Origin of the sequence: Psychrobacter sp. TB55-MNA-CIBAN-0194, from assembly GCF_040309505.1 — a bacterium.
GTDB classification, from domain to species: Bacteria; Pseudomonadota; Gammaproteobacteria; order Pseudomonadales; family Moraxellaceae; genus Psychrobacter; species Psychrobacter fozii.
Genome location: NZ_JBEOOW010000008.1, coordinates 149,267 through 171,012, shown reverse-complemented (window position 1 = coordinate 171,012; position 21,746 = coordinate 149,267). Strand labels below are relative to the sequence as shown.

The 21,746-nt window shown below is 43.5% G+C and carries 18 protein-coding genes; 8 read left to right on the top strand and 10 right to left on the bottom strand.

Features of this window, described 5'->3' with window-relative positions:
- Positions 1 to 232: 232 nt before the first annotated feature.
- Complete coding sequence (locus AAEY75_RS11005) at positions 233 to 796, bottom strand: DNA glycosylase (RefSeq protein ID WP_352259595.1); 564 nt, start codon at positions 794 to 796, stop codon at positions 233 to 235.
- Between the two features lie 567 nt (positions 797 to 1,363).
- Between AAEY75_RS11005 and upp the strand changes: the two genes are divergently transcribed.
- The 4 genes from upp to AAEY75_RS10985 all read left to right on the top strand — a co-directional run bounded on the left by upp (position 1,364) and on the right by AAEY75_RS10985 (position 4,945).
- Positions 1,364 to 2,020 (top strand): uracil phosphoribosyltransferase, encoded by a 657-nt coding sequence (upp, locus tag AAEY75_RS11000; RefSeq protein WP_110923541.1) that lies wholly within the window; start codon positions 1,364 to 1,366, stop codon positions 2,018 to 2,020.
- 95 nt (positions 2,021 to 2,115) lie between these two features.
- The gene (locus AAEY75_RS10995; protein WP_197218123.1) at positions 2,116 to 2,868 is read left to right on the top strand and encodes an SDR family NAD(P)-dependent oxidoreductase; all 753 of its coding nucleotides are present in this window, start codon (positions 2,116 to 2,118) and stop codon (positions 2,866 to 2,868) included.
- A 179-nt stretch (positions 2,869 to 3,047) separates the two neighbouring features.
- Positions 3,048 to 3,947 (top strand): ABC transporter substrate-binding protein, encoded by a 900-nt coding sequence (locus tag AAEY75_RS10990; protein WP_197218121.1) that lies wholly within the window; start codon positions 3,048 to 3,050, stop codon positions 3,945 to 3,947.
- Positions 3,948 to 3,994: 47 nt separating this feature from the next.
- Positions 3,995 to 4,945 (top strand): alpha/beta fold hydrolase, encoded by a 951-nt coding sequence (locus AAEY75_RS10985; protein WP_352259590.1) that lies wholly within the window; start codon positions 3,995 to 3,997, stop codon positions 4,943 to 4,945.
- A gap of 84 nt (positions 4,946 to 5,029) precedes the next feature.
- On the opposite strand, the gene AAEY75_RS10980 is transcribed toward AAEY75_RS10985, so the two are convergent.
- Genes AAEY75_RS10980 through tyrS form a run of 3 tightly spaced genes read right to left on the bottom strand, consistent with a single transcriptional unit; the run spans position 5,030 to position 7,131 of the window.
- Complete coding sequence (locus tag AAEY75_RS10980) at positions 5,030 to 5,269, bottom strand: DUF1653 domain-containing protein (protein ID WP_352259589.1); 240 nt, start codon at positions 5,267 to 5,269, stop codon at positions 5,030 to 5,032.
- Between the two features lie 31 nt (positions 5,270 to 5,300).
- Positions 5,301 to 5,879 (bottom strand): GNAT family N-acetyltransferase, encoded by a 579-nt coding sequence (locus AAEY75_RS10975; protein WP_352259588.1) that lies wholly within the window; start codon positions 5,877 to 5,879, stop codon positions 5,301 to 5,303.
- A gap of 40 nt (positions 5,880 to 5,919) precedes the next feature.
- Positions 5,920 to 7,131, bottom strand: a complete 1,212-nt coding sequence (gene tyrS, locus AAEY75_RS10970; protein WP_352259587.1) for a tyrosine--tRNA ligase — start codon at positions 7,129 to 7,131, stop codon at positions 5,920 to 5,922.
- Positions 7,132 to 7,362: 231 nt separating this feature from the next.
- Here tyrS and AAEY75_RS10965 point away from each other — a divergent pair, with 231 nt between their 5' ends.
- The 3 genes from AAEY75_RS10965 to AAEY75_RS10955 all read left to right on the top strand — a co-directional run bounded on the left by AAEY75_RS10965 (position 7,363) and on the right by AAEY75_RS10955 (position 11,567).
- On the top strand, positions 7,363 to 8,739 hold the full coding sequence (locus AAEY75_RS10965) for an anhydro-N-acetylmuramic acid kinase (RefSeq protein WP_352259586.1): 1,377 nt from the start codon (positions 7,363 to 7,365) through the stop codon (positions 8,737 to 8,739).
- A gap of 492 nt (positions 8,740 to 9,231) precedes the next feature.
- Positions 9,232 to 10,584, top strand: a complete 1,353-nt coding sequence (gene fabF, locus AAEY75_RS10960) for a beta-ketoacyl-ACP synthase II (protein ID WP_352259585.1) — start codon at positions 9,232 to 9,234, stop codon at positions 10,582 to 10,584.
- Positions 10,585 to 10,706: 122 nt separating this feature from the next.
- Positions 10,707 to 11,567, top strand: a complete 861-nt coding sequence (locus tag AAEY75_RS10955) for a hypothetical protein (RefSeq protein WP_352259584.1) — start codon at positions 10,707 to 10,709, stop codon at positions 11,565 to 11,567.
- Between the two features lie 93 nt (positions 11,568 to 11,660).
- On the opposite strand, the gene AAEY75_RS10950 is transcribed toward AAEY75_RS10955, so the two are convergent.
- The 5 genes from AAEY75_RS10950 to AAEY75_RS10930 form a co-directional block, all read right to left on the bottom strand.
- The gene (locus AAEY75_RS10950) at positions 11,661 to 13,478 is read right to left on the bottom strand and encodes an aminopeptidase P family protein (RefSeq protein ID WP_352259583.1); all 1,818 of its coding nucleotides are present in this window, start codon (positions 13,476 to 13,478) and stop codon (positions 11,661 to 11,663) included.
- 501 nt (positions 13,479 to 13,979) lie between these two features.
- Positions 13,980 to 15,545, bottom strand: coding sequence for a peptide MFS transporter (locus AAEY75_RS10945; protein ID WP_352259582.1), 1,566 nt, complete (start codon positions 15,543 to 15,545; stop codon positions 13,980 to 13,982).
- A 308-nt stretch (positions 15,546 to 15,853) separates the two neighbouring features.
- Entirely contained in the window at positions 15,854 to 16,309 is a 456-nt protein-coding gene (locus AAEY75_RS10940) for a hypothetical protein (RefSeq protein WP_197218104.1), read from the bottom strand.
- Between the two features lie 141 nt (positions 16,310 to 16,450).
- Positions 16,451 to 18,034, bottom strand: a complete 1,584-nt coding sequence (gene lnt / locus AAEY75_RS10935) for an apolipoprotein N-acyltransferase (RefSeq protein ID WP_197218103.1) — start codon at positions 18,032 to 18,034, stop codon at positions 16,451 to 16,453.
- Positions 18,035 to 18,451: 417 nt separating this feature from the next.
- Positions 18,452 to 19,351 (bottom strand): CBS domain-containing protein, encoded by a 900-nt coding sequence (locus tag AAEY75_RS10930; protein WP_110923555.1) that lies wholly within the window; start codon positions 19,349 to 19,351, stop codon positions 18,452 to 18,454.
- A 276-nt stretch (positions 19,352 to 19,627) separates the two neighbouring features.
- Here AAEY75_RS10930 and AAEY75_RS10925 point away from each other — a divergent pair, with 276 nt between their 5' ends.
- Complete coding sequence (locus AAEY75_RS10925) at positions 19,628 to 21,007, top strand: Lnb N-terminal periplasmic domain-containing protein (RefSeq protein WP_197218102.1); 1,380 nt, start codon at positions 19,628 to 19,630, stop codon at positions 21,005 to 21,007.
- A gap of 38 nt (positions 21,008 to 21,045) precedes the next feature.
- On the opposite strand, the gene AAEY75_RS10920 is transcribed toward AAEY75_RS10925, so the two are convergent.
- The gene (locus AAEY75_RS10920; protein ID WP_197218101.1) at positions 21,046 to 21,648 is read right to left on the bottom strand and encodes a YcgN family cysteine cluster protein; all 603 of its coding nucleotides are present in this window, start codon (positions 21,646 to 21,648) and stop codon (positions 21,046 to 21,048) included.
- Positions 21,649 to 21,746: the final 98 nt, after the last annotated feature.

Genomic DNA, 21,746 nt, shown 5'->3' with positions numbered 1-21,746 from the left:
CTGTGTCAACTGCTTTGCCAAAGGTTTCTTGACTAACTTAACAGTATATTTAATAATCTATTCTTTTCAATGGGTTAAGATAAATTTAACTACTCAAAATTTTAGACACTGCTGTTGAAACTCTTATGATTTCCTACTTCTTTAGAAAAGCACTTCTACTTTAGCAATGATATATGATTGAAATCTATCTAATATACCAATACTGCTACACCACTCTTTTCTATATAACTGTTTATAACTTACCCATCTTTTCAAAAAACTCTTTATAAGCAGCGACTTTTTTATCTAATGATAAAGGGTATGCCCGTGAAGTTGATGGCAACCTATATAAAGTTAGATTATTCACATCAGCTTTGTTACCTGTACTCTGCCATTCATAAGGATAATCCATACTTTGATTGGTCTTAGGATACTTGGACTTAGTAGGTGGCTCGCTTAATAAATTGAGTAGTACCTCTGTCGCTTTGCCACCTGTGGTAAACAACATTTTAACTTTTGGCACTTGTAGCAAGATGCTATCTAAGTCAACAGGCGTTACTACCGTTAAGTTCTTGTCAGACGCATTACCCGTCTCACGAATGGCTTGTTTGACTGTTGGACAAGAGGCAATCCCGCGCTCAAACATAAAGGCGCGAATACGTTCAGGATCAAAGCATTTGTTATCCCCTACTCTGAAATAATCTGCATCATCAAAAAATACGCGACCATAGATACGCCACATATCATTATAAAAATTGGGGTAATGAAAACTCATTGCCCATTTATCGATAGTCGGTGGAAACGTTCCCATCATCATGACGGTGGCATTGGGCGGCAACACAGGTGGAAATGGATGTGTTTCTATTTTTGCTGCATTCGTTTCGGATAATGTTGAGTTGCTATAAGTCTTATTGGTATTTTTATGCGCGTAAGATGGGTATGTAGTCATAAGATTCTTCATCAGAAAAGCGGTTTTTTTGGTATCATAGCAGGCCTAAACCTTACTTCACTTATTATAGTGCTGCGATAGTGAAATATAGTCGGCTTAAGAGGTCAATGGCTTAAATATATAGAATGATGCGGTGTTTGATTCGAATAATTGTGGCTTTCATTATAGTTGCTTGAATCATGATGGCTTCAATTGTTTTGGATCTAATTATTGTGATCCTAAATGTAGGTTATGAATAAAAGCACTGTAAATTAATTAAGGTTAAGACCCTTATATAAGCATTGAATGTATTCAGTTGGCTTTACTAGTAATATATTAAGCTTACTATTTGTGTGCCAAAAATACGGTTAAAGTGAAGTAAGTGTTTGTATCTTTTATACTAATAGCAACCGCAGTGACTGCGCAAGCATCAGCCCCAAAATCAAGAGAGATTCTATGAGCGACCTAAATAGCGGTTTAAAAATTACGGTAATCGATCATCCACTAGTTCGTCATAAGCTTAGCCTTATGCGTGAAAAAGATTGTAGTACTTATAAGTTCCGTACGTTGACCAAAGAGCTTGCGCGCTTGATGGCGTATGAAGCAAGCCGTGACTTCGAGATTGAAACATTCCCAATGGCAGGATGGTGTGGCGAAATCACTGGTGAGCAAATCATCGGTAAGACAGCGACAATTGTACCGATTTTACGTGCAGGCATTGGCATGCTTGACGGGGTGCTCGACCTGATTCCTACTGCAAAAATCTCTGTCGTGGGCTTGCAACGTGACGAAGAAACCTTACAGCCAGTACCATTCTTTGAAAAATTCGTCAGCCACATGGACAAACGCCCAGCACTTATCATCGATCCGATGCTAGCAACAGGCGGCTCTATGGTTGCGACTATTGATATGCTAAAGAAAAACGGCTGTACTAATATTAAAGCACTCGTGTTAGTAGCTGCACCTGAAGGTGTGCGTGTGGTCAACGAAGCACATCCTGATGTAACTATTTATACTGCTGCATTGGATAGCCATTTGGATGAGCACGGCTATATCATTCCAGGTCTTGGTGATGCTGGTGATAAGATATTTGGTAAGCAACTAAATCAGTAACCTTTAAACCAAGGTATTCAGTCATCTTAGCAAGGCATTCGATTATCTTAGATAGTCATGACAAAAGCATACAGTATCAATGATAAGGATATAACATGAACGTATTGATTACAGGCGCGAGCGCAGGTTTTGGTAAAGCATTGGCTGAACGTTTGGTGGCAAAAGGCCATCGCGTGATTGGCTGTGCTAGACGCCTCGATAAGTTACAAGCCTTGGCTGCAGATTTGGGCGAGGCATTTTTACCTGTGGTCATGGATGTGAGCGATACAACTTCTATTCCACAAATCATTACTGACTTGCCTGACGGTTTTAATCAAATCGATGTTTTGGTGAATAATGCAGGATTGGCGCTAGGCGCTGGGCCTGCCCAAGAATCCAATCTAGATGACTGGATGCGCATGACCGATACCAATATCAAAGGGTTGATAGCGCTGACCCATGCTGTCTTGCCAGCGATGGTCGCTCGCGATAGCGGCTATATCATTAATGTCGGTTCGATTGCTGGTAGCTGGCCGTACTTTGGTGGCAACGTCTATGGCGCGACTAAAGCATTTGTAAAACAGTTCAGTCTAAACTTGCGAGCTGATCTGATCGGGACCCAAGTTCGCGTGACCAATCTTGAGCCAGGTAACGTCGCGGGCACTGAGTTTTCAAACGTGCGCTATCATGGTGATAGCGATAAAGCTGCCAAAGTTTATGATGGCTTCAAAACCATGACTGGTGACGATGTTGGCGATATTTTATTATGGCTGATTGAGTCGCCTGCACATATCAACGTGAACCGCTTAGAAGTGATGCCAGTTGCGCAGACCTATAATGGCTTAACCATCGCAAAAAACAATGGCTAATCCCTATTAAGCGTTAACATCACTACCATCAGGCCACGATACAATATCTTATTTTGATACTGTATCGCGGCCTGATTTTTTTCAGCCATTTTTACCGTTATTTTATGCTATGGTCAACGCTGTCACTTTTAATGTGACCTACCTGTGACTTACTTCTGTTAATGATATAAGGATATGTTATGCCAAACACTGCACTCACTCTGACGCTAGAATGGTTTTTAAATCCAGATCACCTACCTTTTATTGCAGGCATTCATACTGGTGCTTATGCCGAGGCAGGGCTTGATATCAATATGGTAGAGCCAACTGAACATTACGATGGCTTTGCAGAATTAGAAGCAGGCAATATTGATTTACACGTGAACGAACCGATTCACCTATTCGAGCATTATTTTGAAGACTTAAAAGCATTGGGCTGTTTTTTTGTGACAGACGGTGGCGTGCTTATCAAGCAAAGCAGTCTTGATAAATTACATCAAAACCAACCGATTCGTATTACAACGCCTGCAGCCAACCCTATTACCAATAAAATTGGCTTTGAAATTTTAAGCCGTTATGCCAAGAAAAATGGTTTTGTGTTAGATGCCGCTAATGTCAGCTTTGTAGAAACCGACTTTCAACATTTAGAAAACCTACAAAAAGGCGATGCAATAGGCGAATTCGATGGGGCATGGTTGTGCTTTTATAACTTTGAAGGTATTGAGGCCAATCATGCAGGGCTTGACTATACCTTTATTGATCAACATTTATCACCATATCCTAACTTTTCGGCATTGGAACTGATGACCACCCACAGTATTTGGGAAGAAAAGTCAGAAGCGTTGATACAGTTTGTAGCTGTCAGTACAGCAATGGCGCAGTTGTGTATCGACAACCCCGAACAAGCACGCACGATTTATTATGCCTATACAGGTGAGACACCATCTGCATTGATGGATGACATTATCAACGATACTTTGAAGCGCTTGATAGCGCCTATCCAACCAGATGCCGAACGTTGGACTGCCCTACGTGACATGCTAGCAGAATTGGATATTGCTAACATTAGTGATGCTAACTACGCCAAACTCTGGCAGTAGTATAGTCAAATCCATATAAACCCCACATGTTCAAAGCGACATTTAAAATGGCATTCAAAATACCTGAGCAATACCAATTGCAAACCACTCATGTGACAGCGACTGACAGTACGCTGATACCGATGTCTGTGATTGGTAAAGGTCAGCCCGTGCTGCTATTACATGCTTTTGGTATGGACGCGCGGCAGTTTCTGCCGTTTATATTATCGCTGACCCCACACTATTGCTTTTATTTGCCGCATTTTCGTGGTTTTGGCTTGGCCAGTGATTTGACGTTGCCAACGTTTGATTTTATTGAACAATATGCAGAAGACACGCAACAAGTGGTACAGCATATTCGTCAACAGACAACCGTGGACGCCTTGCCTATTGCTGCGATATCGATGGGCGCATTGGTCATGTGGGCATACTTTAAGCGTTTTGGTCATGACAGTGTCAGCCGCTATCTGAATATCGACCAAGCACCTCTCATTCATAATCAGCCAGACTGGCAAGATGGCGGCGTCTTTGGTACACGTCAGACAGAATTATTTGCTCAGTTTACGCGGTTAATTTCTAACGCTGAGCCATACATGCACGTTGATGATTTTCGTCATCTGCCCTATCGATTAAAAGCTAATTTGTTAGACATGGAGCGCTCATTTTCACTGCTCTCTGTCAGTACCAAGCCTTCACAAGTATTGACGAAAACCTTGAGTTATCGTGCACCACACAAAATCTCATTAATGAAGCACGCGACTTGGCAACACAAACTGCGCTGTCTATCTGCCTATGTTGCACTGCCCTATGACTACCGCGACGTTTTGCCAACGGTAGCTATTCCAACCACCCTGTTAATTGGTGGACGCTCGCAGTTGTATGATCCGAAACGGCAACAACAGTTGCTTGAGTTACTGCCCAATGCGCACAGCATTATTTTACCGAAATCTGGCCATGCGGTGCCGATGGATGCACCTGTGGCGTTTTATAAGGTATTAAAGCAGTTTTTGGCTAACTAGATTTTAATAGATATAAAAAAGCGACTTTTAAAGTCGCTTTTTTATTTGTTTATTGAGCCGTTCACATTATCTAAAAAACTAATACTAGCCAGCTAAGTCTTTAATCAATTCAAAGCGTGGCACTTGTTTGCCTTCTATCGTAACCGTTTCAGCAAACATAGCTAACGGGCGTGCCCACACGCCATACTCACCGTACAGACAACGATATACCACTAACGATTCTTCGGTTTCTGAATGCTGCGCCATATGCAATACTTGATACAAGCTGCCTTTATAGTGGCGGTAAATGCCTTGGGCAATAGTAGTTTGATTTTGTTGGGACATAAACAGCTCATTCATATTGATAGTTTAAGGATTAATAAACGCTTTGTAATTTTTCTGCGAGCTCAAGCTTTATCTCTGGCCATTCAGAACTGACCATACTATACATGACTGTATCTGAAATGATGCCATCACGGCGTACACGATTACCTCGAATCACGCCATCTTTTTTAGCACCTAAGCGCTCAATGGCTTGTTGTGAGCGATTATTGTCAATATCTGTGCGCCAGCCTACGGTTTGATACTTTAAGGTTTCAAATATATAGGTTAGCAGCATGAGCTTGCAAGTCGTATTAACATGCGTTCGCCAATACGATTTAGCATACCAAGTATAGCCAATCTCTAAGCGTTTGCTGATAGGTAAAATATCATGAAAGCTCATTGTGCCAATCGCTTTACCACTTGATTCATCAATGACCACAAAAGCCTGTCTATCAGACATTGAATCTGCGGTATTGATATAATCGATGACCTTGTCTGGCTCAGGTACCGACGTCTCGTTTATTTTCCATAACTCACCATCTTGGCAAGCTTCGGCTAAGTCAGTTGCGTGACTGAGCATCAGCGGCTTAAGGGTAATACCATTACTGGATAACGTAGGTAAATCTAACATGTTTTTTCCTCAAGCCACTCTCAGTTTAGGCAGTAGTTTCTCAGGCAACTGTCACTTTCGCATAAGCTTTTTTGCCTGCTTGAATCACGACTGTCTGACCTGATGTTAAGCTAAAACCTGCATCAACCACATCGCCATCTACTTTTACTACGCCACGTTTTACCATATCTTTGGCAGATGAGCTGTTTTTTGCAAGCCCAGATTGGTTCAGTACTTGAGTGATAAACAGTGCATCCTGACCTTCTAGATCTAACGTTACTTCTGGCAAATCGATTGGCAGTTCGCCATCAGCCAACACATTACCGGCTGATTTGTGCGCATTGGCAGCGGCATCAGCGTCATGGAAACGCTCGATCAACTCTTCGGCCAGAATACGCTTGATTTCCTGTGGATTGCGACCATTTTCCATTTCTGCTAGTAAACCTTCGACTTCATCCATTGGTTTAAAGCTTAAAAATTCAAAGTAGCGGCGAATTAGCGTATCTGGCATAGATAATATTTTTTGATACATAGTGCCCGGTGCATCATAAATGGCCACGTAGTTGTTTAAAGACTTAGACATTTTATTAACGCCATCTAACCCTTCCAAAATTGGTACGGTGATACATACTTGCTGCTCTTGACCATAGCGGCCTTGCAACGTGCGACCCATCAATAAGTTGAAGGTCTGATCGGTACCGCCAAGCTCAACATCAGCTTTTAGCGCGATAGAATCATAGCCTTGCACGAGCGGATATAAAAACTCATGGATAGAGATTGGGGTCTGTGAGGCATAGCGCTTAGAGAAGTCATCACGCTCAAGCATACGCGAAACCGTTTGCTGACTGGCAAGCTGAATCATATCAGCGGCGCTCATGTCATTGAACCATTCTGAGTTAAAAACTACGCGAGTCTTTTCTTTGTCCAAAATTTTAAATACTTGCTCAGCATAAGTCGTGGCATTGGCTTTGATCTGCTCAACCGTCAATGGTGGACGCGTGCTGTTTTTGCCAGAAGGATCACCAATTTTGGCGGTATAATCACCGATTAGAAAATAAATTTCATGACCCAAATCTTGAAAGTGCTTAAGTTTATTAATCAGCACGGTATGACCTAAATGCAAGTCAGGTGCGGTAGGATCAAAGCCTGCCTTGATACGCAATGGACGGTTTAGCTTAAGCTTCGCCACTAAATCCTCTTCAGATAGGATTTCTTGTGTTCCGCGTTGGATAAGCGCAAGTTGTTCTTCTAGGGTGTAAGTTTGCGTGGTCATGATGATCTCTTTATTGTCTTTATTGAAAGGGTAAAGCGTTTGGGCTATTGATACTAAATCATACCAAACCAAAAAACACGATGAGCGATGATAAACTCGTTTAGTCTGCTAAATCAGTACTTGCACTTATTTTCTTGGCTACTCTGATTTTGGCACTGGTATTCAAGTCTTGTCGCCCAAAAAAATGTTAGAATTTGACGGATATACTAGCGTTTTTTAAGGTAAATTGCCATGACCAACCCCGCATCGATTACTGATACTCCTGATAATATTCATCCAGATTTAGATATAAATAGTGATTTGGCTCACAGTTTGGACAATATTGACGATTTAAATTATGCCACACTGACTGAAGCACTTGAGCAGACTGTGTTTGAAAACTTCGATGATGGCTTATATATCGGCATGATGTCGGGCACCAGTTTGGACGGTATGGATGCCGTTCTTTGTCAATTCGGTACAGATACTGGCAATGAAGAAGAAACGCAGCAGCCCATGCGTTTGTTAGCCTCTTATAGCCAAGACTTCCCACCGCGACTGCGTGAGGTGCTTTTGGCATTATGTCAGCCCAACGGTATTCAGACATTAGTACCCACGGCTGATGAACCAAATAGCGAACTGGACTGGTTCGGCTGGGCAAGCCGCGAGTATGGTGAGTTTGCAAGCGAGGTGGTCAATACTTTATTAAAACAAGCCGATACCGATGTAGAGTTGGTGCTGGCCATTGGCTGTCATGGACAGACTGTACGCCATCGTCCGCAGATGGGCTTTAGCTTGCAGTTGCTCGATGCCAATATCATCGCTGAGCGTACAGGTATCAGTGTGGTTAGCGATTTCAGGCGCCGTGACATGGCCGTTGGTGGTCAAGGTGCGCCATTGGTTCCAGCCTTTCATCAAGCACTGTTTGCCACGCCTGACAGTACTCGCGTGTTATTGAACTTGGGCGGTATTGCTAATATTACTGTCTTGCCAGCGTCTACTAATAACTCATCAAATCAACCAGACAATGTCATAGGTAATGTTGTTGTGGGTTACGACACTGGCCCTGCCAATTTATTATTGGACGCGTGGACCGCATTGCATACAGATAAAGATTATGATGCAGGTGGGGCTTGGGCACAGTCTGGTCAGATCATTGAGCCGTTACTCGACCAACTTTTAAGTCATCCGTTTTTTGCCAAACCTTATCCCAAAAGTACGGGCCGTGAAGACTTTAACTTAGCATGGCTACAAGACGAGCTACAAAAATTCGATCAGGCATCTGCGATCATTCGTTATTCGTCAGCGGATGTACAGGCTACACTCACTGAGCTGACGGCCATTAGTGCGAGTGCGCAAATCAACCAATTTATCGACGTTGATAAAAACACTTCGGTGTACATCTGCGGTGGCGGTGCATTGAATAGCTATTTAATGACGCGCTTGCAAGTACACCTGCCCCATTGCACAGTAGAAACGACTGCGAGCTTAGGACTGGATCCAACATGGGTAGAAGCCGTTGCTTTTGCATGGCTAGCGAGACAGACGTTGATGGGTGAAACAGGTAATTTGCCAGCAGTGACGGGTGCAAGTAAAAACGTGGTGTTGGGGCAGGTGTGCTTCGCTTAGTAGCACTCATTACCATACTACTGGTCTCACTAGCACGTGTTGCTATTACCTGCCCCATAAAACATGGTTATATTTATATTCTCGGTACATTGATATAAATAAGCCCAGTATAAGTTATACATGAGTATATTTAGCAAGACGACAATACAGTGCCTTCACCATAGATAGATAGTAACGGCCTTATCGTGGATAAACTGCGTAGTCAAAGTATAGGCAGTCATCAGCAATACCTTTATACTATTAAAGCAATAGATACCTAGAACAGCAGGTAGCTAAAATAACAGATAGCCTTTGCTACACTCGTTAGGCTTCGCAAGTACACTACACTTAAGTTTACATATGTACACTTAAGTGTTTTATAATGGTTGTAAAAATGCATGTATGACGCTATAAAGAGTATAACGCGACAGCAACAAACGATATGACGACAGCGCAATCAAATAATATCAGAAAAAACCATCCTTTTAGGAACGCAAGTACAGGACATATAGCATGAGCCAAGACATCAATACAGCCACATCACCGACGACGACTGGCATAAAGCGCCGTCCAAAAAAGCCTCATTATGAGCGCGATGATGACACTCGAGTGGTCGTTACCGGTATGGGAGCTATCACCCCACTGGGCCTAGATCTTGAGAGCACATGGACCAAACTTCTGAATGGCGAAAGTGGTATCGTACCCATCACTCACTTTGATGCCACAGAGTACCGCGCTCAAATTGCCGGTGTGGTCAAAGACTTCGATGCCAAGCAATATATGAATGCAAAAGATGCTCGCCGCTATGATGAGTTTATGCATTATGCCATCGGCGCAACTACCATGGCCTTACATAATGCTGGCTTCATCGATGAGATTGGTGCAGCTGATGCGCCCGTTAAAAATGTCGATCAAGAACGTTTTGGCGTGATTATTGGATCAGGTATTGGTGGTATTCAAACCATCGAAAACAGCTGTGCGACGCTCAATGCTAACGGGCCAAAAAAAGTATCACCTTTTATTATTCCTGGCTCTATTGTAAATATGGCAGCCGGTCTTGTGGCCATCAAACATAAGCTAAAAGGCCCTAACCTTGCCACATCAACAGCCTGTACGACCTCAACGCACGCCATTGGTTTAGCAGCGCGATTGATTGCACATGGTGATGCCGATGTCATGCTGGCAGGTGGTAGTGAAAAAGGCTCAAGTCCTTTAGGTATGTCTGGTTTTGCCGCGATGCATGCATTATCAACACGCAATGATGAACCAACCAAAGCCTCACGCCCATTTGATAAAGACCGTGATGGCTTTGTACTCGGTGATGGTGCTGGTGTAATGGTATTAGAAAGCCTTGCTCATGCTAAAGCACGTGGTGCGACGATATTGGCAGAACTGGTTGGGTTTGGCATGAGTGATGACGCCAGCCACATTACCTCGCCACCAGAAGATGGTAGCGGTGCTGCACGAGCCATGCAAAATGCAATTCATGATGCGGGTATCGAAGCGTCTTGCGTGGGTTATGTCAATGCACATGGTACCAGCACACCCGCTGGCGATGTCGCCGAATCACTGGCTATCGAAACCGTTTTTTCAGCAGTTAAAGACACTATATTGGTCAGTTCCACCAAGTCTATGACAGGCCATTTGCTTGGCGCCGCGGGCGGTATTGAAGCTATTTTCACTGTGATGGCGCTTCAGCATCAGCATGTACCACCTACTATTAACTTGGATAATCTCGAAGACAATTGCAACCTCGACTATGTGGCCAACCAATCACGTAAAGTCGACAACTTGCAATATGCGGTATCTAATAGCTTTGGCTTTGGTGGCACTAACGGTTCGTTGATTTTTGCAAAATGGTCATAAAAGCAGTCGATTATAATGTCTTAAGAGCGAAAATGTAACGATACCGTCAGACTGACTACGTTTGTCCACTTGCAGCCCCTTATTATACTTGCGTATGATAAGGGGTAATTTTTGGAACATTTATGGAAGATACCATGTCAAGCTACTCATTTTCCCATCAGTTTTACCAACGCTGGACGTGTGCGCCCGAACCCATCCGCGCAGCTATTACCCAAGAGCTAAAAGACATTACCACTTTACTGCAAAGCGATACACCGTTTGAGAGCTTTGAATTTCAAACCCATGATTTAGATGCTCATATCGATGAGCTCTACGAAAACCACGAAGCCGAGCAAGCCATTGCAAAGGCCATTGCTGATAAACAAGAGCAAGCACGCGCAGCCGTTGAACAACAACATATCGAAGAAGCACAGAAAATAAAAGCGGCAGAGGATGCCAAGCTCAAAGAAGAAGCCAAATTAAAACAAGAGGCCAAGCTGCGTGAAGAAGCGGAGGCTGCACAAAAAGAACAAGAAAAAAATGCAGCAATAGCCGCTGATAAGAACAATGACAAGTCAGTAGTAGCAGTTGAGACAAATACTGAAAACAATGTTAATAGTAACATCACTGATAGCTCTGATAGCTCTGAAAAAAATAATACCCAAAGTGTGGCTACTGAAAATCCTACACCGAACCATAGAACCATCAGCGAACATGCAAATGCTGTTGAAGACAATACGGTTGATAATGATAGCAGCATTAAAAGTGATAGCGCTATTAAAGCCGTTAATGATAAAGCCAGTACTGCCATCAAGTTAGCATTAAAAGATGCCAAACTGAGTACCACGCATCAAGAACTGATCCGTGAACTTGAGGTGCAAATTGATGACTATCTCAGTGAGCAAATGATGCTAATGTCTGAAAATCTAAAGTCTTGGTTACGTGCTGAAGTCATTCAAAATCTAAGCGATCAAGATAAATCACAGACCAATAAAGAATCGTAACGAAGATAAATGCTGCGTTACGATAACGAAAAAGCCCTGTAAATGATTTACAGGGCTTTTTCTATTTTAGATTCGCAGATATAGGCTCTTACTTTAAATAGCCTGCGTACGCTCAGTTAGCCATTCAAGTACTGCGCCGTCAACACGGTCTTTTAGTTCTGCATACACTTGGCTGTGATAGTCGTTGAGCCAGTCAATCTCTACTTGATTTAATAATGACGGCTCAATCAAACGAGTATCTATCGGGCAGTAGGTAACGGTTTCAAAGTTTAAGAATTTACCAAACTCTGTCTCGGTAGGGCTTGCCACACGCGTATTAACCATTAGGTTTTCTATGCGAATGCCCCACTTGCCTTCACGGTAAAGACCTGGCTCATTACTTGAAATCATACCCTCTTTCATCGCACGCTCTTTCGGCGTACTGGCACTATAAGCAATGACTTGTGGGCCTTCATGAACGTTTAAGAAGTAACCAACCCCATGACCGGTGCCATGACCATAGTCCATCTGTGCCTGCCATAGAGGTGCACGGCAAATGGCATCGATTAATGGTGAAGCGATACCATCAGGAAAATGTGCTTTTGCCAATGCAATATGGGCTTTTAGCACTGTGGTAAAGTCACGTTTATGCTCAGAATTGACTTGCCCGATACCGACCACACGAGTGATATCAGTCGTGCCGTTTTGATATTGCGCGCCTGAATCAATCAGTAGTAATCCACCCTCGCCCTCGGCCACATCAAGGTAGCTGAATTTTTCTGGTGTTGCACGGTAATGTGGCAGCGCACCGTTTTCATTAAAACCTGCAATCGTTGGAAAGCTTGGCGATACATAGTGTGGCTGCTGACTACGTACGTCAATTAGCATGCTATCCACGTCTAACTCACTTAAACGCTCACCGTTTGCTAGGCGCTGCTCAAATGTCGCAAAAAACTCAGCTAAGGCAGCACCATCTTGACGCATGGCTTCACGCACATGATCGATATCAGCATCCGCTTTAACAGATTTGAGTAACGTACTGGGCGCCATTTGCTCAATAAAGCCGATACCGTCTGCCATCTTCGATAGCGTACCGACTGCAACTTTACTTGGATCTAATAACAATAAGTCTTCTGGCGTCAGCGCGCTCAATGCTTCTTGTACTGCATCATAATCAGCAAGCGTGATACCGCTATCTTTTAGAGCTGTGGCGATATCAGCACTGACTTTATTGTTATCGATAAACAACGTCGCGTCATTTTCACTGATGAGCATGTGTGACAAAAACACAGGGTTGTAATCAACATCAGCACCGCGTAAGTTGGTCAACCATGCGATGTCATCTAAACTTGAGAGTAAGTGATGCGTCGCTCCTGCCTCTGCCATACCTGCACGCACAGCGGCAAGCTTTGAGGTGGCAGACTGAGCAAGAAATTGTTCATCGTGAGCATATAACTTGGCAGCTGGTAGCGCTGGACGATCTGACCATATCTCTGTCAACACGTCACGCTCAGTGATTAAAGTAATGTCATTGGCATCAAATGCATTCAACAATCGATCCTGCTCAGCGATAGACAACACATTGCCATCGACTGCGACACTATCACCTTCTTGTAAATGCTCAGCTAGCCAATCGATATGATTGGGCTGACCTGGAGCCAGCTTCTCTAAAGTAATACCCGTGCCTTCTAATTGATCCGCAGCGTGTACCCAATAACGACTGTCTGTCCATAGACCAGCAAAGTCAGCAGTCACAACGAGCGTACCGACCGAACCTGTGAATCCTGACAGCCATAAGCGTGCTTGCCAATATTCAGGCAAGTACTCAGATAAATGTGGATCGGCAGACGGTACGATAATTGCTGTCAGGTCTTGTGCAGCAATTGTCTGACGCAGACTATCGATACGATCGTGAATGATTTGTTTATTCATTAAAAGTGTCCTTATTAGAGATAGAGCAATTAATTAGAAAGAAATTAGATCTAGAAAATTATTGCTGTGCGGCGACTATGGATAGTCGTCTTATTCGAGTGGAAACAGTTTAAGCATTCATTGATATATTATTATTTGAATTAGAGTCAATTACATTCAATCGTTTAAGAGTTAAAGGTTTGCAAATAACCAAGTAAACGGAACTACCTATGATTAACGCAGAATAGTATGACAGCAGAACATCATTAGATGTTTGGGCAGATAGCAGGGTTTCAATGGCGCAAGAGAAATATCTCACCAATTGAAACAATAAAACGTGCTACCAATAATGGTAACACGTCTCATCATACGTCACTTGTACTGTTGTTATTCACAAATGTATATCAGCCTATAGTTAATCCAAAATAATATCGCTACAAGAAAACCGAGTGCAAGCTATACATTCGTATGGTTAGCGAGGTTGACGCTGTAGCGGTTTTATAGTGGGCAGACTATCCCTTATTACTTGGCCAATTGTTTCTCACGCTCGCTATCTTTAAGCATTTTATTGATAGGTTTTGCTAATATCAGCAAGAATATAGCCGTAACCACCAAGAATATTGTCATGGTTGTAAATAGACCTGGTAACCCTTCGATTTTGTCAGCAGATACATGACCACCAAAGAAGGCCGCAACCAAGTTACCCATGGCAATAGAAGCAAAGAACAGACCCATCATTTGACCTTGCATACCCTCTGGCGCCAGCTTCGTCATTGCAGATAAACCAACGGGACTTAGTGCTAACTCACCCAACGTTAATAGCAATAGACTGCCTACCAACCATAGTGGCGATGCCAAGCCAGCACCAGGCGCCAAGATGCTTTTTGAAGCAAAAATCATCAATGCAAAACCAGCAGCAGCCAGTAGCATACCCAGTGCAAACTTAGCCATACTGCTCGGCTCAAGACCTCGGTTACCAAGCTTGACCCAGATGATACTGATGATAGGTGCCAGTATTAAAATAAATAAAGGATTCAAGGACTGGAACCAAATACTAGGGACTTCAAACCCTAAAACGTTAAGATCGGTATAACGATCAGCAAACAAGTTAAAAGACGTTGGCTGCTGCTCAAAACTCGACCAAAACAGCGTCGAACCAATAATTAAGATAAAGCAAATCAACAAACGCAGCTTGTCTGTTTTATCTAGCTTAGGTGAAATGAACATAATAGCGAAGTATAGGATGACCACCGCAGCAATGATATAAGTCATATACTCTGCGACCATCTCAGGATTGAATGATATCATTCCTGTAGAAACCAATAACACTACAGCTACTAATAATGCTACAAAACCACCAACCCAGCGACCGACATTTTTGTATTGATCATTGGATTTTTCCCACTCGGCAGAGATGCCTTTAGCTCGAGCATATTTTGTTAAATTCTTTTGTGCTACAAAGCGATATATGAGTAATGAGACCAGCATACCCAAGCCACCAACGCCAAAGCCGACATGCCACATACCTTTTTCTTTGAATACACCAACAATTAGCGCAGCCAATAACGCGCCGATATTAATACCCATATAGAACAAGGTAAAACCGCCATCACGGCGAGAGTCATCTTTCGGGTATAGGGCTCCAACCATCACTGAGATACAGGTCTTAAATAACCCTGAGCCCAAGACAATACAGATTAAACCGACAAAGAACAGTGTCATGCCAAACATAGCAGAGAGTGCAATACACAAATGACCAAGGGCAATGATGATACTGCCCCACCACAGTGCTCTCTCCTGACCTAGCCAGTTATCTGCTAGCCAGCCTCCAGGTACAGCTGCCAAGTATAATGAACCCGCGAAAATACCGTAGATAGCAGAAGCGGTGACCTCATCAAAGCCAAAACCACCACTACCTACCGTCGCCACCATAAATAAGACCAGTAGCGGGCGAATACTATAATAAGAAAAACGCTCCCACATCTCAGTGAAGAACAATGGACGTAGCGGCGTGGGATGCCCCATAAAGCCAGTATCTAGTGCGTCTAATTCAGCAGCATGAGCCCCCGATTTTGTTTCTGTGCCCATAACTTTATTCCTTTAAAGATCATATTGGTAATGACCAAGCCCCTATTTATTCCGATGAGCGGTCATATAGGCGAAGTATTGTTGCACTTGGTTATAATCAAGTAAAGAAAAAGTTGGTTAAAAATTACACAATTACCCATAAAAAAAGCCCGTTCTCAATAGTTGAGAAAGGGCTTTTTTTCTTAGTCTCGAAGACACTACTATTATACTTATAGCACTGTTGATAGAGACTTCATAATGCTGTCACTTGAATACCTGTTACTTAATAGCTAAGTAGCACTATTAGATCAAAATGACCATGCTACAGACTACTGTGCCGCTGCCGTATCATCAGCTGCGTCGCCAGCTTCTAAATCACCATCTGCTTGCTCTGCAGCCAAGTCAGCATCAGCCACAGCGGTCTGGCTTACAGTACCAGAGGCAGTCGCGGTACCTGCTTCGGCAGTCACTACTGCGCTGTCAGTAGAACCTTCAGCAGTAGAATCTCCAGCATCTGTGGCTGGCGTGACAGTTGCATCTGCTGCAGTGTCAGTTTCTGCCGATGCTGTTTCATCAGCTGGCGCAGCATCTTCTTCAGCGGCAGTCGCTTCTGCTTCATCCGCAGCGGCTAATTCCTCAGCAGTCTGAACAGTAATGTGCTGTCCTGCTGGACGTAAAAATCCAGAAACACCAATAAGTAAGACAATACCTAAAAACAAGGCAATGCCACCTAAAGTGTATAACAGCTCTTTTTTTGGATTGTTATTGACGATACCTTCTGACATACCTGATCCACCTTGCACAAAATATTTGAAATATTGGCCTATTATATCGCAATTTGTACCGATTTGTTAAAACCCTTAAGTATTTAAAGGATTTATTATCGACAAATTTTGCCAGTCTCTTTTATAGTCGAGCACCATCTCTTATTTGCGTGACGCACCCAAACGAAGTTGAGCGACCCCACGCTTGCCAAAATAGCTTAATAGCAATAGCAGCGTCATAATGAACAAAATAGGATAATTACCGAAGCGCATATAAGGTGTACTGCCAACTCGCGCTTGGACATTGCCTCGTAATACGGTACGCTCAAACTGCGGCGCACGCTCAATGATATGGCCTTTGTGATCGATAATAGCCGTGACGCCCGTGTTGGTCGCACGCATAAACCAACGACCATTCTCTAACGCACGCATCTGTACCATCTGTAAATGTTGCAATGGACCTGCCGACTTACCAAACCATGCATCGTTTGAGATCGTCAATAAAAAGTCCGTACCGACCGCATTTCTACGGGTAGTATCGGGATAGGCCACTTCATAACATATTGCCGTACCTAAGTTATGACCACGTACGCGCAGTGGTGACTGCTCGTCACTGCCACGGCTATAGCTCATGATATCTTGGCTACCAGCCAAGTTAGGTAAAACATCTAGCAATCCCTGAAACGGAATGTACTCACCAAACGGTACCAGACGCTGCTTTTTATACAACCCTTCTCCCTCTGCGCCCAATGCAATCACACTATTATAAAACGGTGCATACTTATCAGTACTGGCATCGTAGGCGGCTTCATCCACATAAGGTATGCCCGTCACCCATGTCGTATCAGTCTCATTGGCCAGCTTTGCCATTTCATTGATAAAGTCAGCTGCGGCTAGCTGAGACATAGGAATGGACGATTCAGGCCATAACACAAGATCACTTCCCCATTCTGTGCTCGTTAGCGTTGCATAGATGTTAAGGGTTTCGAGTTGATATTCATTCAACCATTTTAGGTCTTGAGGGATATTGCCTTGAATCAACGATACAGAAAGATCGGGCGTACCTTTTGGCTTGGTCCATTGCGGATTTATCAGCCATAACGCGCTGCTAATTACTAACAAAGCGATCGAAGGAATCATATAACCGCCACGGCGACGCAACAGCTCGACCACGCTGGCTGCCAGTAATACGGCAACGAACGAGATAGCAAATACCCCGGCGACTGGCGCGAGCGATGATAGCCAAGCTTGCTCTGTAAAGGCATAGCCAACAAACAACCACGGAAATCCAGTGAGCAACCATGTCTTCATCCACTCTTGTAGTATCCACAGCGCGGCAAAGGATAACGGCTGACGGCCAACCACTCGATTGAAAACCAGTGCCAAAAATCCATGGAACAAGCCCATGCCTAGCCCCATGATGGCAATCATCAGTAGCGCAAGCCATACTGGAATGGCACCATACGTATGAATAGAAGTATAAAGCCAAAACGCGCCTACACAAAAAAGCCCTGTGCCATAGGCTTGACCGATAAGAAAAGCACGTTTACCGCTCATATCAGGCATCAATAATGCATATAAAATAGCAGGCGACACCAATGCTACAGGCCACACACCATAGGGCGCGAGTGCAAAGATAAACACCGCACCTGCCAGCAAGGCAATTAGCACAGTCAATGCTAGAGGTAAGCCCTTTGGCTTCTCGGGGTTCAGGCGTTTTTGCAAATCAACAGTAGACAGACGCATAGCAGGTATCCAAAACCATATTTTTCAAAATTTTAAGCGTCAGTAATCCAGGTAAAAACCAAGCTGAAACTGACCGTATAATATTCTATACCGTATCTAAAAATTAAACCTGCCCATGATACCAGTCTCAATCTATTAATAGGTAACATTGCGTAGCAAACGCTAATAGCAGACCAAAAAAAAACACGACCGCAATCGTGTTTTTCTTATATTTCTCGATAAGCTTTTAGATGACTAGGGCGTGTCCTCATTTTAAAAATGGTGATAAAAATGAGATAAATCGCAGTCAAACAAGGAAAATAGCGCAGATAATATCGAGATATTAGTCAGCTATTTGACGCCATTTGGCAAGATTTAGCCATTTTTAACCCATTTAGATAACTATCGATTGAATTGAGGACACGCCCTAGCACCAGATCAATGACTGCCTATCAAAACTTGCTGATTAACATCTGTTTTGGTCAACTCTAAGTTTTGGATAAAACGTCCTTCGACATCAGTAATGGTGATTTTCCAATCATCTATTATGACGCTCTCGCCTTCTAGATCACCCACGAAGCCAAGTGCTTGCATGACCAGACCGCCCATTGTATCGACATCGGTATCATCAAAGTGACAGCCAAGCTCATCATTACAGTCTTCTATCACCGTAGAAGCCTGCACACGCCACGTGTTTGGCTTGTCAGGATCAGCGATAATATTATTAATATCACTGTCCTCATCAAAGTCATCATGCTCATCGACGATATCACCAACGATTTCCTCGAGCAAATCTTCCATAGTGACCACGCCGCCAAAGTTACCAAACTCATCGACGACGATGGCCATATGCACTTGCGTACGCTGTAGTGAGCGTAACAAGGTATCAGAACGAGCCGTCTCACTAATATATAGTGGCTGACGCACCAAATCTCTGAGACGTTTACTGTCTATTTTCTCTTCTTGGTCACGCACCATATGGACGAGAATAGGTATCAGATCTTTTGCCAAGAGGATACCAATGACGGCATCATCATCTTGACTGTCAAATACAGGATAGCGCGAGTGTGTGGTCTCAAGAATGATATCCATCACTTCAGCGAGACTGGTGCTCTCATGTAGACCAATCACTTGCGGGCGCGGGGTCATGATTTCACGCACTTGGGTCGCAGGCAGATCGAGCACGCCTTCTAACATATCGACAGTATCAGGCTCTAAGAATTGACGCGAGTCTTGTACCAAACGAATCAATTCATCACGGGTTTCAGGGGCGGTCGATAGCCAGCGTTTTAAGCCGCGCATCGACCAACTACTCGGGCTGGGAGTGTCGTCAGACATGGTGGTGTGATTTAACCTCTTTAGTTAATAAAAATTTAGTTAATAAAAATCAAAGTAAGAACAAACAACAGGTAAAACGTAGATGGGGATAAAAACTGTAAACAAAATAGGTCGCGTATCATTAATTCAGTATTAAATCATAAACAAACCACGACAAATTAGCTTCACTTTATCTTATGACTCACCGACATTCAACGACAAATTCACTCAAATTGTATTGTCAGTGTGTTATGAATTTTGCTATGGTCAAAGCCTCAATCCACTAAGTAAAACGCTATGTCGCTACGTTCTGTTTTTTCTCGCCTGCTTTCACCGCGCTCAAATCATCATCGTTCAGATAACGACATGGCTCGTGGTGGCGTAAATCATAGCAGCCTAGATGATCATAACGTAGATAACTGTAACGTAAATATGCATAACGTAGAAAGCAGCTCTGTGAAAAGCAACTCTGTGAATGACACTACATCAAAGCCTACTTGGCGACACTATATTGTACAGTGTCTAATCATCATCACTTTATTACTATCAGCCATTTGGTTGCTGCTTGCTATTTGGTATCAGTTTGGCGAGCGCTCGGCCATCACTTGGCTAGCAGGGATAATGATTGTTGGTATGCTGACCGTATTGCTCAAAAGCCGCTATTGGCCAAAAAGTACTCAGCCATTAGATAAACAGCCCTTAACGACTAAAGCAAAAACTAGCAGCAAAATCATTACTAAACGACTGACCGCTTTATATGCTGCAATGTGGTTGGTTGGCATTGGCTGGTTTTTTTCTATTGAACCGCAGCAAGAGCATGACTGGATGAGCGAGGTCAGCCAGCGTGTCTCTTATGAACGCGATGCGAGCAATCCTGATTTGATTACTCTGACCAATATTCGTAACTTTGATTGGCATACTGCCGAGGATGCAACCGAGCATTGGGACACTCGCACAGTCGATATGTCCAAACTCTCTGGTGTCGATGTCATCAACTCTTATTGGATGGGGCCATTGATTGCCCATACCCTAGTCAGCTTTCGCTTTGAAGATGATAGACCACTTGCCTTCTCATTTGAGATTCGTAAAGAGAATGGTGAGTCGTTCTCCGCGCTTGCTGGGTTTTTTAGACGCTATGAGCTGAGTCTGATTGCCGCAGAAGAACGCGATATTATCTATACACGTAGCAATGCACGCGGCGAGCAAGTTTATCTATTTCCTGTTAGCAGCTTGCAGCAACACGAGGTCAAATCACTGTTTGAGTCTTACTTGACCGCTGCCGATGAGCTAAATGCAAAGCCCGCTTGGTACAATACGTTGACGAGCAACTGTACCAATATTATTTTTTATATGGCGCGCATCGTCAGTGACGATCGTCTGTCGTGGGATTATCGAATTTGGGTTTCTGGCTGGCTACCAAATTATTTATATAATGTGGGTATGCTAGATGCCAATCCAGAAAAGAGCGATCAGCCATGGTCAATGGACACTTGGTATGAGCATGCTTATATCAACCCAAAGGTAAAAGGATTTGATAATCAAGTGAATCTAGCGTCTGGTCTAAATGGTCGCGAGTTCTCTGAGCAGATTCGTCAGGACATTCCTATCCCGCCACTGGCTGACTCACAAGATAGCGCTGAAGCCAAAGCTAAGTCTACGGCTCAGGCTTCTGACTAAAAATAATTTGGCATTTATACAGGGTTGGTGAAGGTTGGCTAAGGCTTCACCCAATTAACCACCCGATCTTCCATTTCTTCATCAGACATGCCTGTTTCAGAGACACAGCGCCCCGCCACACCGACATTGACAGCGCGCATTTGCTGTTGCGTGACCACCGCATCTTGGGTCAGTAATAAATGCCAGCTTGGCAAGTTTTGCCCTTTATACAATCGCTTGTAAGCGCAGTGCGAGGGTAGCCACATCATCTGCGGTAAGTTGTCCATGGTCAATTGAATACAGTCAGGGACATGCTCTTGACGTGTCGCATAGTGACCACAGTATCCCGTCGTACAGTCCATCAGCTGACAAGTGACATCGGTATATTCGACTAGCTCTTCATCGACATCACCATTCTCATCTTCATCGATGTACTTAATTAAACAGCAACTACCACAGCCATCACATAACGCTTCCCATTCGCTATGGTTCAATTCATCTAGCTTAAAGCGTTCCCAAAACTGTGGGCGCAATGTCTCAGATGCTTCATTTGATTCGCTGTCAGAAAACAAGCTCACGATTGGTTTTGGTTCTGATTGCACCTGCGAAACAGTAATATCAGGTAAGTTATCAGCGGATTTGTTCAACAAATTTATAGTCATAGCGTCGCAGTAGCATTTTGATAAAGAGCGTTACACTATTATAGCTGTTTTTGCTGATTATGGGCGTTAAGGTAGTACAAGTTAGAAAAACGAACTAT